Genomic DNA, 15,108 nt, shown 5'->3' on the forward strand with positions numbered 1-15,108 from the left:
ATAGTTAGCAAACTAACAGTGTGCCTTGTCCCGTGCCCGATACCCTCGACGCTCTCCAGATGAACATCAGCAGTGCCATGGTGGTGGCCGCCAGGCATTGGCGCAAGATCTGCCAGACCACGCTGGTCAACTATGGAATCTCCGAAGCCTGCGCCGTGCCGTTGTTGATGATCGGGCGTTTGGGGGAGGGTGTGCGTCAGGTGCAGGTGGCGCAGGCGGCCGGGATGGAGAGCCCGTCGCTGGTGCGTCTGCTCGATCAGTTGTGCCATTCGGGTTACGTGCGTCGCACCGAGGATGTGCAGGATCGCCGGGCCAAATGCCTGAGCCTGACCGACACCGGTCGGGAGCTTGTGCAAGCGGTGGAAGTCGAATTGGTGCGCCTGCGTCACGAAGTGCTCGACGGGATCGATCAGAGCGATCTGGAGGCTACGCTTAGGGTGCTCAGAGCTTTTGAGGCGGCGAATCCGCCGCTGGTGGTCAATTCTTGAACGGTTTTTTCTCAGGCATTCCGCCGGCCCGCGACTGGTTCTACGGGGTTCGTACTTTTGCCGCGTCGATGATCGCGTTGTACATCGCCTTGCTCATGCAAATGCCGCGTCCGTATTGGGCGATGGCCACGGTGTACATCGTCTCCAGCCCGTTCCTCGGGCCGACCAGCTCCAAGGCGTTGTACCGTGCAATCGGTACCTTTCTCGGCGCAGCGGCGGCAGTTTTTTTCGTGCCGATGTTCGTGCAGAGCCCTTATGTGCTGGTAGTCGTCATCGCGCTGTGGACGGGTATTTTGCTGTTTCTATCCCTGCATTTGCGCACCGCCAACAGTTACGCGCTGATGCTTGCCGGCTACACCTTGCCGCTGATTGCCTTGCCGGTGGTGGATAACCCGCTGGCGGTGTGGGATGTCGCACAAGCACGTACCGAAGAGATTTTCCTCGGCATTGCCGTCGCCGCTGTGGTCGGCGCGATGTTCTGGCCACGCCGCTTGGCGCCGGTGTTCAACGATGCCGTCGGTAAATGGTTCATTGATGCGACCAGCTACAGCCTGAAGTTTCTCAGCCGCGACGTGCAGCCCGAAGCAGTCACGGCCCTGCGCATGGCCATGGTTGCCAATTTCAACAGCCTGGAATTGATGATCGGTCAGTTACCCCATGAAGGTTCGCTGCCGCAAACCGTGCGCAATACCAAGGAACTGCGCGGGCGCATGATCCATCTGTTGCCGGTTATCGATGCCCTCGAAGACTCGCTCTACGCCCTCGAACGACGCACGCCGGAACTGGTGGAAAAATTTGCTCCGCTGCTGGCCGCGACCCGGGAATGGCTGGACCATCCGGACGCCGATCTCGACCGCTGGCAAGCCCTGAAAGATCAGCTCCAAGCCCTGCAACCAAGTGCGCAAGCACTGGAGGAGCGCCGACAATTGCTCTTCTCCAACGCGATCTATCGCCTCGGTGAATTCATCGATCTGTGGCAAGACTGCCGCAGCCTGCAGGCTGCGATTGTGTGTGAGCGTCAGGACAGCTGGCGCGCGGTGTATCGCCACTGGCGCCTCGGTCGCCTGACGCCGTTTCTCGATCGCGGGCTGATGCTCTATTCGGTGGCCTCGACCATTCTGGCGATCATCGTCGCTTCGCTGCTGTGGATTCTGCTGGGCTGGCCGGACGGCGGCAGCGCGGTGATTCTGGCGGCGGTGGCGTGCAGCTTCTTCGCCTCGATGGACGACCCGGCACCGCAGATTTACCGGTTCTTTTTCTGGACGGGCATGTCGGTGCTGTTCGCCAGTCTGTATCTGTTTCTGATTCTGCCCAACCTGCATGACTTCCCGATGCTGGTTCTGGCGTTTGCCATCCCGTTCATCTGCATCGGCACCCTGACGGTGCAGCCGCGGTTCTACCTCGGCATGCTCCTGACGCTTGTCAACACCTCATCGTTCATCAGTATTCAGGGCGCTTACGATGCGGACTTTTTCGCCTTCGTGAACGCCAACCTCGCGGGGCCGATGGGCCTGTTGTTCGCCTTTATCTGGACCCTGGTGGCGCGGCCGTTTGGCGCCGAGTTGGCGGCCAAGCGCCTGACCCGCTTCAGTTGGAAAGACATCGTCGACATGACCGAGCCGGCCAACCTTGCCGAACACCGCAAGTTGGGCGTGCAGTTGCTCGATCGCCTGATGCAGCACCTGCCGCGTCTGGCCCTGACCGGCCAGGACACCGGCATCGCCATGCGTGAAGTGCGTGTGGGCCTGAACCTGCTCGATTTGCTCGCCTACACCCCACGGGTCAACGGCGTGCCGAAGGCGCTGTTGCAGCAAGTGGTGGCCGAAGTCGGCGAGTATTTCCGCGCCTGCCTCAAGGCTGGCGAACGCCTGCCGGCGCCGAGTCCGCTGCTGATGACCATGGATCGCACGCGCCGCGCGCTCAATGGCCACGGCGACGAAGAAACCCGTTTCCACCTGTTGCACGCCTTGAGCGGTTTGCGTCTGGCGCTGCTGCCCGGCGTTGAATTCGTTTCCAGCGCCGAGCCCGAAGAACCGTTGCCCGATGGAGCGCCCCTATGATTGGTGATCTGGACATCAGCGGCATCTTCCTGCCGACCTTGCTGGTGTTGATGGGCATCACGTATGTGCTGTTTTTGCTGGTGCATGGCGTGCTGACGCGTCTGCACTTTTACCGTCTGGTCTGGCACCGGGCATTGTTCAACGTGGCGCTCTACGCCGTGCTGCTGTACGGCGTGGACTCACTCAGTCGATACCTGATGACATGAAAAAACCGTTTTTGACCATCGGTCGCGTGGTACTGACCCTGCTGATCGTGACTTTTGCCGTTGTCCTCGTCTGGCGCATGGTGATGTATTACATGTTCGCGCCGTGGACCCGTGACGGCCACATCCGTGCCGACATCGTGCAGATCGCCCCGGACGTTTCCGGGTTGATCCAGCAGGTCGAGGTGAAAGACAACCAGTTGATCAAACGGGGTCAGGTGCTGTTCAGCATCGATCAGGATCGATTCAAACTGGCCCTGCGCCAAGCCAAAGCGGCCGCCGCCGATCGCGAAGAGACGCTCGCGCAAGCACAACGCGAAGCCAAGCGTAATCGTGGTCTGGGCAACCTGGTGCCGGCCGAACAACTGGAAGAAAGCCAGTCTCGCGTGGCCCGTGCGCAGTCGGCACTGGCCGAAGCGCGGGTGACGGTGGACAGCGCCCAGCTCAACCTCGACCGCTCGGTAGTCCGCAGCCCGGTGGACGGTTACGTCAACGACCGTGCGCCGCGTGCTCAGGAATTCGTTACCGCCGGGCGTCCGGTGTTGTCGCTGGTCGACAGCAACTCGTTCCACATCGACGGCTATTTCGAAGAGACCAAACTCGACGGCATCCATGTCGGCCAGTCGGTGGATATCCGCGTGGTCGGCGACCGCGCCAGGCTGCGCGGGCATGTCGAAAGCATCGTCGCCGGCATCGAAGACCGTGACCGCACCAGCGGCAGCAACCTGCTGCCCAACGTCAACCCGGCGTTCAGTTGGGTGCGTCTGGCGCAGCGGATTCCCGTGCGCATTGCCTTTGATGATGTGCCGGCGGACTTTCGCATGATTGCCGGGCGTACCGCGACGGTGTCGATCATCGATGATCAGCAACAGGAGCCCGCGCCATGAACAGGGCCCTGATGGTCGCAGGCTTGGGCGTGATGCTCTCGGCCTGTCAGATGGTCGGGCCGGACTATCAGGTGCCCGAGGACGCGGCGGTCCAGCGCAAGGATTTTCAGGGTGAGTTGGCGGTGGCCGGCAAACCCGTGGTGTCGGCGCCGGTGCCGGCGCACTGGTGGCGGCTGTACAAGGACCCGCGCCTGGATCAACTGGTGCAGCAAGCCATGGCCTCCAACACGGATCTGCGCGTGGCGGCAGCGAACCTTGCGCGGGCTCGCGCTCAAGTCGACGAGGCCGAGGCCGCGGGTGGCTGGAGCGCTGGGGTGAAGATGGGCGCGCAGCGTTTGCAGGAATCCGGTCAGGCGTTTTTGCTGCCGGAGAAAGTGCCAGTGGCCAACGTCGCCGACATAGGCCTCAGCGCTTCGTATCAGTTCGACCTGTGGGGCACCCTGCAACGCGGGATCGAAGGCGCGAAGGCCAATGCCGATGCAACTCAAGCCGCTGCTGACACCGCACGGATCACGTTGGTGGCCGACGTGGTTCGCGCCTATACCCAGGTCTGCGCGGCCAATGAAGAGCGAGAAATCGCCCAGCATTCCCTCGACTTGCAATCGCAAAGCACCACGCTGACCCAGCGCTTGCGCGATGCCGGGCGTGGTGATGAGACCCAGGTCACCCGCTCGCAAACCCAATTCAAATCCTTGCGCGCTGAAATGCCGCGTTATGAAGCGGCGCGTCAGGCCGGGCTGTTTCGCCTGTCGATGCTGCTGGCCAGACCGGTCGATCAGTTGCCGGCCGGCACCGCAACCTGTGCCGAGTTGCCGAAAATCGCCCAATTGGTGCCGGTCGGCGATGGCGCCGCGCTGCTCAAGCGCCGCCCAGATATTCGTCAGGCGGAACGGCGTCTGGCGGCCTCGACGGCCGGGATCGGCGTGGCCACGGGCGAGTTGTACCCCGACATCAGCATCGGCGCGACCATCGGCACTGTCGGCATCATTGACGATTTGGGTGATCCCTCGACCAACCGCTGGGGCTTCGGCCCATCGTTGAGCTGGAAGGTGCCGACCAACGGCGCCCGCGCGCGCATCCGCGAAGCCGAAGCGGCGGCGCAAGGCGCACTGGCGCATTTCGACGGCGTGGTGCTCAACGCCATCCGTGAAGCCCAGACTGGCCTTGCGCAATACAGTGCTGTGCTGCAACGCCGTGACGCGCTGGCCGATGCCGAGCAGTCGGCGAAACTGGCCGCCGACCAGACGCACCGCTTCTTCCAGGCCGGTCGCGAGTCGTTTCTCGCCGACTTGCAAGCGACCCGTACTTACACCGATGTCACCGCGCAACTGGCCGCTGCCAACACGCAAGTCGCCATGAGCCAGATCGATTTGTTCCTCGCCCTCGGCGGCGGTTGGGAAAGCGGACGAACGCAAGCTTCAAGCCCGAGCAAACCCTGAGGCCATAGCTATGCTTTGAAGTGTTGAAAGGGCGCCCCGAGCAAAGCGCCCCTTCAGCGCACATTGCTAGCGCTGGTCTAGGGGAAACCAATAATGAAAAACCCTTACGCTCTCGGCTTCTGGTGCGCCCTCGCAGCATTGGTGCTGCTCTCGGCCACCTATTTCTACGGCATCATGCTGGCCCACCAGATCGACAAGGCCATGGTTTTCCTCGACAGCGCCGTGGCGCTGATTGCGGTCATGGCAATCGTTGTGGTGGCGTGGGCGTCGGTCCAGGTTCAGCGAGTCAAAAAAAGACAGCTTGAACAGGGCAAGACGCTGGTGCTGATCTGGGACACCAAAGTCGCTCTGCGCCGGGTCGAAACCGTGTTCGACCGGTATTTCTGGGGCAGCTACTGGCAGCCCGGCCGCACGTTCGCCGAAGTCATGGGCGAACTCACCGGCACCCCGCTGGAAAAAAGCCTCGAAGCACTGAAGAAGCAGTGTCTGGAACTCGACAAGCAGATCGACAGCGAGGGCTGGCACTGGCTGAACAATGCCCGTGAACTGTCCGACGTCGCCACCGCCATGGCCCGCGAGCGCTATCAACTCGACTACTGCGACCCGCGCGCCGATGGGCCGGGCGGGGCGGTGATCGATCGGGACTTTGAAGTGCTGGTGTATACCTGGACCGCACGCCTCAAAAGCTTTGATCATCAACTCGATGAGATAGAAGTCCAGTATTCCTGAATCTCGGCTGAATCAACCGGCCCCTTCGCTGGCAAGCCAGCTCCCACAAGGTTTTGTGGTGTTCACAGATTTTGTGTTCACCAAAGATCCCTGTGGGAGCTGGCTTGCCAGCGATAGCGTCAGTGCCGACAGCGAAACTCTTCCCGCCTGTCGACTGTCCACACTCCCCATAGACACTCTTTAACCTTTAAACATTGGGCCATCATGCGCCCCAGTGCTAATCTCCACCCCTCATTTCAGCGGAGTCGAGCCGCAACCCGGTCACGGGTTCAGGGAAGACGACCCCACATTCAGCCACGGAAATCGATCAGGTCATTCATGAATAAATCAGCAGGCGTGCTACTCGGAATTGTTGTTGCCATCGGCGCGATCAGTGCAGGCGGGGCCTGGTACACCGGGACCAAGATCGAAGGCGTGTTGAACAACGCCGTCACCAATACCAACAAAGAGCTGCAAACCGCCATGGCCGGCTCCAACGGCACGATGTCGCTGGAACTGGTGTCGCTGGAACGTCACACCTTCACCAGCACCGCGCACTATCGCCTCAAAGCCGAAGGTGAAATGTTCGGCGATGCGCCGGTTGAATTGCTGTTTGTCGATCACCTCGAGCATGGCCCGCTGCCGTTCTCGCGTCTGGTGTCGCTGAAGTGGTTGCCGGTCATGGCCACCAGCAATTACGAACTCGAAAAGAGTCCGGCCACCGAAAAATGGTTCGCCGCCACCAAGGGCGCCGCACCGCTCAAAGGCGTGACCAACATCGGCTACGACGAATCCACCACCAGCACCGTCGACCTGTTGCCACTGGAAATCGCTCTGGATGAGCAGTCGAGCCTGAAATTTTCTGGCCTGACCATGGACATCTCCGCCAGCGCCCAAGCGCAGAAGGTCAAGGCTGACGGTTACATGGACAGCCTGAAACTGGTCACTGTGGCTGAAGATCAGGCGCCGGTGCAGATCGAACTCAACGGTTTGACCCTGGCCAGCAACCTCACCAAGAGCAGCTACGGCTACTACACCGGCAGCAATACCCTGGAACTGTCCAGCAGCAAAACCACCTTCGGCGCCAAGCAATCGGTGCTCGGCGTGAAGAACTTCGAAATGAAGAACCTCACCGAGGAAAACGGCAGCAATGCGTCCGGCCGTGCGGACTACCAGATCGGCGAAGTCACCCTCAACGACAAGAAAATCGGTTCGGCCAGCATGGCCATGAGCCTGAAGAACCTCGACATCCCGTCGACGATGTCGCTGATGCAGGTCTACCAGACCAAATTGCAGCCGTACGAAAAAGCCGCGGCCGAAGCGGCCGCTGCTGGCCTGCCGGCACCGAAGCTGAACCTGACCGAAGCCGAATCGGCCCAGGTCAAAGCCGACTTGCAGAAGTTGCTGGCCGCCGGCCCGCAAGTGGCGCTGGAAAACCTGTCGCTCAAGACCGCCAATGGTGAGAGCCGCGCCAATCTGGTGATCGACCTGACCAAGCCGCAGTCGATGGATCTGCCACCGGATCAACTGGCCAGACAGTTGATCGCGCTGCTCGACCTCAATGTCACGGTGTCCAAGCCGATGCTGGTTGATCTGCTCAGCGTACAGGCGCAGCTTGATGGTCAGACCGACGCCAAAGCCATCGTCGATGGGGCCAGCGGCACCGCCGACATGTTCTCCGCCATGGCCGTTGGTTCGCAATTGGCGACCGTGGATGGCACCAACGTCGTGACCAAGCTGCATTACGCCGCCAATCAGGTGGAATTCAACGGCCAGAAGATGACCGTTGAGCAGTTCGTTGGCTTCCTGATGAGCAAGTTCGCAGGCGTCACGCAAGTGCAGTAATACTGCGCTCTAAATAGCAACGCCCGGCCTCTGCATTGCGCAGACGCCGGGCGTTTTGCTGTCTGGCGTTTGGCTTTTCGGCATCCCGGCTAAGCCGTTACCGTGAATCTGAACAATTATTGTGTTCTGAATCCTGGTCCATGCTTGCGTGCAAAACTGCCCGACTGAGCTTGGCTGAGTGTTTTTCACCCAGTCTCCGTTACGAATTGGGCAAAAAGGGCATGACGACCCGGCTGGCCATGTAAGGATGCTGACGAATGCCGCGTATTGATGGTCCTGTATTACATCGTGGTCTACGCCCCTGGATTCGAATCGCGCTCTGTAGCCAGTTGCTGTGGCCGGCGCTGGCGTTTGCCGACACTGAATACGATCAACGGGTGCTCGATGCCCGTGCGGGGCATTACACGCCTGCGCTGACCGTGCTGCGTCAGGTGCCGCCGGGTCTGGCAACCACTGGGCAGATCAGCGATCACCTGCAAATTGCCGGTTGGGCCGGGCTCGACGCCGAAGTGGTCAAGGTTTATGAAACCCAGGGCCGCGACCGGGTACTGCCGATTCAGGCGCTGACCGCCACCGCCCGCGCTTATCGCAACCTCAAACGTTGGGATCAGGCCACTCAGGTCTATAACAAGGCACTGGCGCTGGAGCCGGACAATGCCGACCTGCAACTGGGCCTGGCCTTGACCCAGGCTGACGCCGGCAAGCCCGATGAGTCGGTCTCGCGCGCCAAAGCGCTGGTGGCCGCCAAACCCGACGACCCGTCACGCCGCCTCGCCCTGGGCTATGCCCTGACCCGCGCCAAAAAACCTTACGACGCCCTGTTTGAATACGATCAGGCGTTCATTCGCGCCGGCAACAAACCTGAAGTCGCCCGCGAATACGTGGTTGCGCTGCAAAAGGCTCGTCTGCCGGAGCCGGCGCTGCGGCTGGCCCATCAGCGTCCGGGTCTGATCGATCCGGTGACCCTGCGTCGCCTCGAAGGCGATCTGGCCGCCGAGCGCGTGCGTCTGGCGGAGTTGGCCACCCGCAGCGAAAAAGAACGCTATGTGATCGCTGACCGGGCGTTGGCCGATTACGACAAACTGCTCGCTACCTGGACACCGGACGCGACGGCTCACGACGACGTGATCCGCTGGCGCATCGACCGCATGGGCGCGCTCAAGGCGCGGGCGCGTACCGCAGACGTCATTGCTGAATACGAAAAGCTGCAAGCCGAAGGCGTGACGGTGCCGACCTATGCCCAACGCTGGGTGGCGTCGTCCTATCTGGATCAACGCGAACCGGAAATCGCCACTGACCTCTACCGCCAAGTGCTTTCGGCACCGGACGCCGATGTCGGTGATCGCCTGGAAGACACGACCGCGCTGTATTACTCGCTGCTCGAAAGTGATCGCGCCGATGAGGCCCGAAACGTGGCCGAGGATGCAGCCAAGTCTCAGCGCCCGCGTATCGAGCTCAAAGGTCTGCCCATCGGCAACCCCAACGACGAATGGATGGATGCCCAGCAACTCGCGGCGCAGGCCGGCACTTACGGCTCCGATTTGTCCCACGGCGAAGAACGTTTGCAGGTGCTGGTCGGGCAGGCGCCGGGCAACATCGGTTTGCGTCTGGCCCAGGCTGATTTGTACCTGGCCCGTGACTGGCCGCGCCGCGCCGAGAACCTGCTCAAGGAAACCGAGGCCATGGCGCCGCGCAATATGGGCCTGGAAATCGCTCAAGCCCAAACGGCGATGGAGTTGCAGGAATGGCGACAAATGGAGGCGCTGACCGACGACGTGATCGAGCGCTTCCCGGATAACCGGCAAGCACAGCGCCTGGCCCGCCAGCGCGACGTGCATGACATGGCCGAGTTGCGTGTCGAAAGCTATGGTGGCAAGGCTTACGGCGGCAACAGCGGCGATACCGGGGCGGTTGCCGGCAGCAAGGATTTCGGTATCGAAAGCACCTTGTACAGCCCGCCGATCGATGAAGACTGGCGCGTGTTTGCCGGGGTCGGCTATGCCACCGGCGACTTCGCCGAAGGCACCGGTCATCACCGTTTCCAGCGTGTGGGTCTGGAGCGGCGCACCCGCGACATGAGCCTGGAGGCTGAAGTCTCCAATCACGCTTATGGTTTCGGCGACAAACTCGGCGCACGACTGGCGATTGCCCGCGATATCAACGACCACTGGCAGTATGGCGCCAGCCTCGAATACCTGTCGGCGCAAACCCCGCTGCGGGCCTTGAACAGCGATATCACCGCCAATGGCGGCAGCGGCTTCATTCGCTGGCGTGCCAATGAAAGTCGCGAGTGGCGCCTGTCCGTCAGCCCTTCGCACTTCAGCGATGGCAACAACCGGGTCGAAGCCTTGCTGACCGGGCGTGAAGGTCTCTACAGCGCACCGAACGTGCAGGTCGACGCCGGTCTTGAGGTCGGCACCAGCCACAACTCCAACTCCGCAGACGTGCCGTACTTCAACCCGAAGGCGGACTTCAGCGTCATGCCGCTGCTGAACGTCAATCATGTGCTCTACCACCGCTACGAAACCTCGTGGAGTCAGCAGTTCCAGGTCGGGGCAGGCACTTACAGCCAGCGCGACCAGGGCACCGGAGGCATGGCGTTGCTCGGTTATGGCCAGCGCTATGCCTGGAACGACGTATTCGAGGTGGGAGGCATGTTGAGTGTGATCAACCGGCCTTACGACGGTGACCGGGAATCCGATCTGCGTTTACTCGTCGACCTCACTTTCCGCTTCTAGAAGAGTTTGAAGATGCCTTTGACTTCGCGTTTCATCCTTCTGCTGGGGGTGCTGCTGGTCAGCGCCTGTGCCCAGCAAGCCCCGGCGTTCGCCCCGCCGTCCGAGCGCACGGTGGCGGCCAGCGAAAAACCGTGGCCGAAAAATCACGTACTCGGTATTGCCTATCACGACGTCGAGGATGTCGACCCCGATCAGGCCGTGGTGGCGGTGCGTACCGAGCGCCTGATCGAGCAACTCGCGTGGCTGCGGGAAAACAACTACCAGCCGGTCACGGTCGATCAGATCATGGCCGCACGCAAGGGCGGGCCGGAGTTGCCAGCGAAGGCCATCCTGCTCAGCTTCGACGACGGTTATGCCAGTTTCTACACCCGTGTGTTGCCAGTGCTGCGCGCCTACAACTGGCATGCGCTGCTGGCGCCAGTCGGCACCTGGCTCGATACACCGCTCGATCAACCGGTGGATTTCGCCGGCACGCCGCGTGCTCGCTCCGACTTTCTGACCTGGGATCAGGTGCGCGAAATCTCGCGCTCCGGGCTGGTGGAAATCGCCGCCCACACCGATGCTAGCCACAAAGGCATCCTGGCCAACCCGCAAGGCAATTTGCAGCCTGCGGCGGCTACCCGGGGCTATAACCCTCAGACCAAACGCTACGAAACCGAGGCCGAATTTCAGGCGCGAATTCGCACCGACGTAGCGGCCATCACGGAAAAAATCCGCAAGGTCACCGGCCATAAGCCGCGTGTCTGGGTCTGGCCTTACGGTGCGGCAGACGGCACGTCGCTGACGGTGGTCGATGAACAGGGCTATCAGATGGCCCTGACCCTGAACGACGGCCTAGACAGCCTCGACAACCTGATGAGCAGCCCGCGCTTTTTGGTCGCCTCTGACCCGGATGGCGAACATTTCGCCAGCAGCGTCGTCGAGGTGCAGTCCGATGCGGTGATGCGGGTGGTGCATGTGGATCTGGACAACGTCTACGACCCGGACCCGGCGCAGCAAGAAATCAACCTCGGCAAGCTGATCCAGCGCATGGCCGACATGGGTGCCAATACCGTGTTCCTGCAGGCGTTCGGCGACCCGAAGGGCGATGGTCTGGTGCACTCGCTGTACTTCCCCAACCGCCATCTGCCCATGCGTGCGGACATTTTCGACCGCGTTGCCTGGCAACTGCGTACCCGCGCGAATGTGAAGGTCTTCGCGTGGATGCCGGTGCTGAGTTTTGGGCTGGACTCAAAACTGCCGCGCGTGACCCGTTGGGACCCGAAAACCGGCACCACTTCGGTGGACCCGGATCAGTATCAACGCTTGTCACCGTTCGACCCTGAAGTACGACGGATCATCGGTGAAATCTACGAAGACGTGGCGCGCCTGACGTCGGTCGACGGCATTCTCTATCACGATGACGCGGTGCTCTCGGACTTCGAAGACGCCAGCCCGGCGGCGCTCAAAGTCTACGCGGCCAACGGCTTGCCGGGCTCGATTGCAGCGCTGCGTGATGATCCGGCGGCCATGCAGCGCTGGACGCGTTTCAAGAGCCGCTACCTGATCGATTTCACCAACGAGTTGACGGCCAAGGTTCGCGCCATTCGCGGCCCGCAGGTGAAGACCGCGCGCAATATCTTTGCCGAACCGATGCTCAATCCCGAGAGCGAAGCGTGGTACGCGCAGAACCTCGACGACTTCCTCGCCACCTACGACTGGACGGCCCCGATGGCCATGCCACTCATGGAAAAACAGACTCAGGCGCAATCCGGGCCGTGGCTCGAAACGTTGGTCGACACGGTCAAGGCCCGTCCCGGCGCACTGGATCGCACGGTGTTCGAATTGCAGGCACGGGACTGGACGAAAAAGGACCAGGCCGACATCGACAGCCAGCAATTGGCTGACTGGATGAGCCGTCTCAAACGTCAGGGCGCGACCAGTTTCGGTTATTACCCGGACAACTTCCTCGACAACCTGCCGGAGCTGAAAACCGTCCGGCCTGCGCTCTCCAACAAATGGAACCCATGACATGCTGGATAGACTGTTAGCCCTGCTTGTTCTGGCGCTTGTCCTCGGTCTACCGCTGGGACTGATTTTCCTCGTCACCGGGCAGTTCCTGATGGACTTCGTGTTCTTCTACCCGTTGTTCATGTCGGGGCTGTGGATTGCCGGTGGCCTGTATTTCTGGCTGCACTGGGAACGCCACTGGCCCTGGAAGGACGACACCCTGCCGCCGCCGTTGGCGGGCGAGCCGCTGATCTCGATCCTGATCCCTTGCTACAACGAAGGCGACAACGCCGCCGACACCATCCATGCGGCGCTGGCCCAGCATTACCCGAACATCGAAGTCATCGCGATCAATGACGGCTCCAAGGACAACACCGCCCAAGTGCTCGACCGGCTGGCCAAGGAAGACCCGCGATTGCGGGTTCTGCACCTGGCAGAAAACCAGGGCAAGGCAGTCGCCCTGCGCATGGGCGCTATCGCCGCGCGCAGCGAATATCTGGTGTGCATCGACGGTGACGCGCTGCTGGCGCCGAACACGGCGGCCTATCTGGTGGCGCCCATGCTGGATAACAACCGCCTCGGCGCGGTCACCGGCAACCCACGGATTCGTACACGCTCGACGCTGGTCGGGCGGGTGCAGGTGGGTGAGTTCTCCTCGATCATCGGTTTGATCAAACGCACGCAGCGGGTATTCGGGCGGATCTTCACCGTGTCGGGCGTGATCGTCGCGTTCCGCCGCACCGCGCTGCACCGGGTCGGTTACTGGAGCCCGGACATGATCACCGAAGACATCGACATCAGCTGGAAGCTGCAACTGGACCACTGGAGCATCTTCTACGAGCCGCGCGCACTGTGCTGGATCCTGATGCCGGAAACCCTCGGTGGTTTGTGGAAGCAGCGCTTGCGCTGGGCCCAGGGCGGCGCCGAGGTGCTGTTCAAGAACATCCGCGGCATCTGGCAATACCGCCATCGTTATCTGTGGCCGCTGTTGTTCGAATACTGCTTGTCGACCGGTTGGGCGTTCACCTTCCTGCTGTCGGTGATCTTCTGGGGTGTCGGCAAGTTCGTGGTCATGCCCGAAGCCATCGCCGTGGATCACCTGATGCCGCCGGCGTTTACCGGGTTGTTGCTGGCCTTCGTCTGCCTCGTGCAGTTCGCCGTCAGCATCATCATTGATCGGCGCTACGAACCGGGGCTGGGCAAAACCATGTTCTGGGTGGTGTGGTACCCGATTGCGTTCTGGCTAGTCAGCTTGCTGACCACGCTTGTGAGTTTCCCCAAGGTGCTGTTTGGTCAACATCAGAAGCGTGCGCGCTGGGTCAGTCCTGATCGGGGTATCAAACCGATCGGGGACGACGAAGAGGAGGTCATCAAATGAAAATCATCCGGACTCGCCAGCGGCCGTTTCTGGTCGTGGTCGATGCATTCTTTACCGTTATTGCCTGGGTTGGTCTGTTGTATCTGATGGCGCGAGGGTTGTGGCCGCTGATCGAAAGCCACGAAGGTGCGCCGCGGATCGATAGCTCGGCGTTTGATGCGCTGGCCACCTTGCAGATTTATCTGTGGGTGGCGGTGGTCAATGCTGTGATCCTGATCGCTTGGGCGCGTTACCAACAGCGCAAAAGCCGCCGTTTCGCTCAACGCCGTTTGCCAGCGCCGGTGGCCGATGACGAGGGGTTGAGCAAGAGCTTCAAGCTGTGCGACGAGCGTTTGCAGAAACTGCGCACGCCCGGGGTGATGACCATTCACAACGATCAAGAGGGTGACGTGAGCAACGTGGTGCTGAATTTCCGGCCGGTAGAACCGGCGGAGCTACCGCCACCCCTGGCGCCGCTGGAGCACCCGCGCGTGATCTTTCTGCATGCCGAGGCCGACGACAATTGTCAGCCGCTGAGCCCATGAGCCGCTGAACGGGCGGCAGGGTACAGGGCTTCCTCGCGGGTATTGCTCTCGTGAGTGTGCGGCGCGGTGCGAGGTTCGGGCATTTGCTGCTGCCATGGCACGGAAGGTACAGCTATAGTTTGCAGGCCGACGACGGCCTCACTGTACAAGGTGCTCCCGGAATGACCCGATTGACCTCTCTCAACCCTTGGCTGGCGGCCATTGCCGTTGCCCTTTGCGTGCAGTTTCCGGCGCAGGCCCAAGAGCGTTTCACGCTCAGCATCCCCGGTGTTTCCGATAATCGACTGTTCACCTCGGCAGCGGCCAGCGATGCGCCGGGCTGCAACGGCAAGAACCAGTCGCCGGCCCTGAGCTGGAGTACTCGACCTGCCGGTACCCAAAGCTACGCGATCGTCATGCACGACCCGGACGGCCAGAAAGGTTTGGGCGTCGATCACTGGATTCACTACGGCATCAAAGCCACGACCCGGCAGATTCCCGCCGGTGTCGGCGCCAAATCGGCGCTTGAAGGCGTCGGTGGCACCAACAGCAAGGGCAACACTCATTACATGGGACCTTGCCCACCGGTGGGTGACAGCGCGCACCACTACATCATCCAGATCTACGCCCTGGATCTGGCCCCGGATGCACTGCCGGCCGGTCTGACCCGCGCCGAGCTGATGGAAAAAATCAAAGGTCATGTGCTGCGTAACAGCAGCGTGGTGCGGCGTTATCATCGCTGAATGCGGCTCTCCTGCCGCGCGTTCCGTCCGGGATGCGCGGTTGCGCTTGGTATCGACTGATAAAAGCGAGCACTATCGGCGCTGTTCCTGACGATCGACGCCGGGCAGGAGGCTTACCCTATGGATG

Annotated in this window: 12 protein-coding genes; all 12 read left to right on the forward strand. The window is 61.5% G+C overall.

The genetic code is table 11. The annotated features are described in order from the left end of the window. Positions 1 to 59 precede the first annotated feature (59 nt). Positions 60 to 488, forward strand: coding sequence for a MarR family winged helix-turn-helix transcriptional regulator (locus tag K5E40_RS12200; RefSeq protein ID WP_221731065.1), 429 nt, complete (start codon positions 60 to 62; stop codon positions 486 to 488). Beyond that, the gene (locus tag K5E40_RS12205; RefSeq protein ID WP_221730955.1) at positions 485 to 2,548 is read left to right on the forward strand and encodes an FUSC family protein; all 2,064 of its coding nucleotides are present in this window, start codon (positions 485 to 487) and stop codon (positions 2,546 to 2,548) included. The genes K5E40_RS12200 and K5E40_RS12205 overlap by 4 nt, the downstream gene beginning before the upstream one ends. Next, positions 2,545 to 2,754, forward strand: a complete 210-nt coding sequence (locus K5E40_RS12210; protein ID WP_027611129.1) for a DUF1656 domain-containing protein — start codon at positions 2,545 to 2,547, stop codon at positions 2,752 to 2,754. Before K5E40_RS12205 ends, K5E40_RS12210 begins: the two co-directional genes overlap by 4 nt. Continuing rightward, positions 2,751 to 3,638 (forward strand): HlyD family secretion protein, encoded by an 888-nt coding sequence (locus K5E40_RS12215; protein WP_221730956.1) that lies wholly within the window; start codon positions 2,751 to 2,753, stop codon positions 3,636 to 3,638. The genes K5E40_RS12210 and K5E40_RS12215 overlap by 4 nt, the downstream gene beginning before the upstream one ends. After that, complete coding sequence (locus K5E40_RS12220) at positions 3,635 to 5,077, forward strand: efflux transporter outer membrane subunit (protein WP_221730957.1); 1,443 nt, start codon at positions 3,635 to 3,637, stop codon at positions 5,075 to 5,077. The genes K5E40_RS12215 and K5E40_RS12220 overlap by 4 nt, the downstream gene beginning before the upstream one ends. A gap of 93 nt (positions 5,078 to 5,170) precedes the next feature. Beyond that, positions 5,171 to 5,806: an NADH:ubiquinone oxidoreductase subunit N gene (locus K5E40_RS12225; RefSeq protein WP_221730958.1), complete on the forward strand. Its 636-nt coding sequence runs from the start codon at positions 5,171 to 5,173 to the stop codon at positions 5,804 to 5,806. A 318-nt stretch (positions 5,807 to 6,124) separates the two neighbouring features. Beyond that, positions 6,125 to 7,630, forward strand: coding sequence for a YdgA family protein (locus K5E40_RS12230; RefSeq protein ID WP_221730959.1), 1,506 nt, complete (start codon positions 6,125 to 6,127; stop codon positions 7,628 to 7,630). A gap of 257 nt (positions 7,631 to 7,887) precedes the next feature. Next, positions 7,888 to 10,368 carry a poly-beta-1,6 N-acetyl-D-glucosamine export porin PgaA gene (gene pgaA / locus K5E40_RS12235; protein WP_221730960.1) on the forward strand — a complete coding sequence of 827 codons (2,481 nt, stop codon included), beginning with the start codon at positions 7,888 to 7,890 and terminating at the stop codon, positions 10,366 to 10,368. A 12-nt stretch (positions 10,369 to 10,380) separates the two neighbouring features. Continuing rightward, entirely contained in the window at positions 10,381 to 12,378 is a 1,998-nt protein-coding gene (gene pgaB, locus K5E40_RS12240; protein ID WP_221730961.1) for a poly-beta-1,6-N-acetyl-D-glucosamine N-deacetylase PgaB, read from the forward strand. Between the two features lies 1 nt (position 12,379). Continuing rightward, a complete protein-coding gene (gene pgaC, locus K5E40_RS12245; RefSeq protein WP_221730962.1) occupies positions 12,380 to 13,735 on the forward strand; it encodes a poly-beta-1,6-N-acetyl-D-glucosamine synthase in 1,356 nt (451 codons plus the stop codon). Next, on the forward strand, positions 13,732 to 14,259 hold the full coding sequence (gene pgaD, locus K5E40_RS12250) for a poly-beta-1,6-N-acetyl-D-glucosamine biosynthesis protein PgaD (protein WP_221730963.1): 528 nt from the start codon (positions 13,732 to 13,734) through the stop codon (positions 14,257 to 14,259). The genes pgaC and pgaD overlap by 4 nt, the downstream gene beginning before the upstream one ends. Before the next feature lie 161 nt (positions 14,260 to 14,420). Beyond that, on the forward strand, positions 14,421 to 14,981 hold the full coding sequence (locus K5E40_RS12255) for a YbhB/YbcL family Raf kinase inhibitor-like protein (RefSeq protein ID WP_221730964.1): 561 nt from the start codon (positions 14,421 to 14,423) through the stop codon (positions 14,979 to 14,981). Positions 14,982 to 15,108: the final 127 nt, after the last annotated feature.

Source organism: Pseudomonas baetica, from assembly GCF_019733355.1.
GTDB lineage: Bacteria > Pseudomonadota > Gammaproteobacteria > Pseudomonadales > Pseudomonadaceae > Aquipseudomonas > Aquipseudomonas baetica_A.

Excerpts from the sequence above, each read along its gene's own strand:
- K5E40_RS12200 (WP_221731065.1), top strand. The coding sequence starts at position 60 with ATGAACATCAGCAGTGCCATGGTGGTGGCCGCCAGGCATTGGCGCAAG.
- K5E40_RS12210 (WP_027611129.1), top strand. The coding sequence starts at position 2,545 with ATGATTGGTGATCTGGACATCAGCGGCATCTTCCTGCCGACCTTGCTG.
- K5E40_RS12215 (WP_221730956.1), top strand. The coding sequence starts at position 2,751 with ATGAAAAAACCGTTTTTGACCATCGGTCGCGTGGTACTGACCCTGCTG.
- K5E40_RS12220 (WP_221730957.1), top strand. The coding sequence starts at position 3,635 with ATGAACAGGGCCCTGATGGTCGCAGGCTTGGGCGTGATGCTCTCGGCC.
- K5E40_RS12225 (WP_221730958.1), top strand. The coding sequence starts at position 5,171 with ATGAAAAACCCTTACGCTCTCGGCTTCTGGTGCGCCCTCGCAGCATTG.
- K5E40_RS12230 (WP_221730959.1), top strand. The coding sequence starts at position 6,125 with ATGAATAAATCAGCAGGCGTGCTACTCGGAATTGTTGTTGCCATCGGC.
- pgaA (WP_221730960.1), top strand. The coding sequence starts at position 7,888 with ATGCCGCGTATTGATGGTCCTGTATTACATCGTGGTCTACGCCCCTGG.
- pgaB (WP_221730961.1), top strand. The coding sequence starts at position 10,381 with ATGCCTTTGACTTCGCGTTTCATCCTTCTGCTGGGGGTGCTGCTGGTC.
- pgaC (WP_221730962.1), top strand. The coding sequence starts at position 12,380 with ATGCTGGATAGACTGTTAGCCCTGCTTGTTCTGGCGCTTGTCCTCGGT.
- pgaD (WP_221730963.1), top strand. The coding sequence starts at position 13,732 with ATGAAAATCATCCGGACTCGCCAGCGGCCGTTTCTGGTCGTGGTCGAT.
- K5E40_RS12255 (WP_221730964.1), top strand. The coding sequence starts at position 14,421 with ATGACCCGATTGACCTCTCTCAACCCTTGGCTGGCGGCCATTGCCGTT.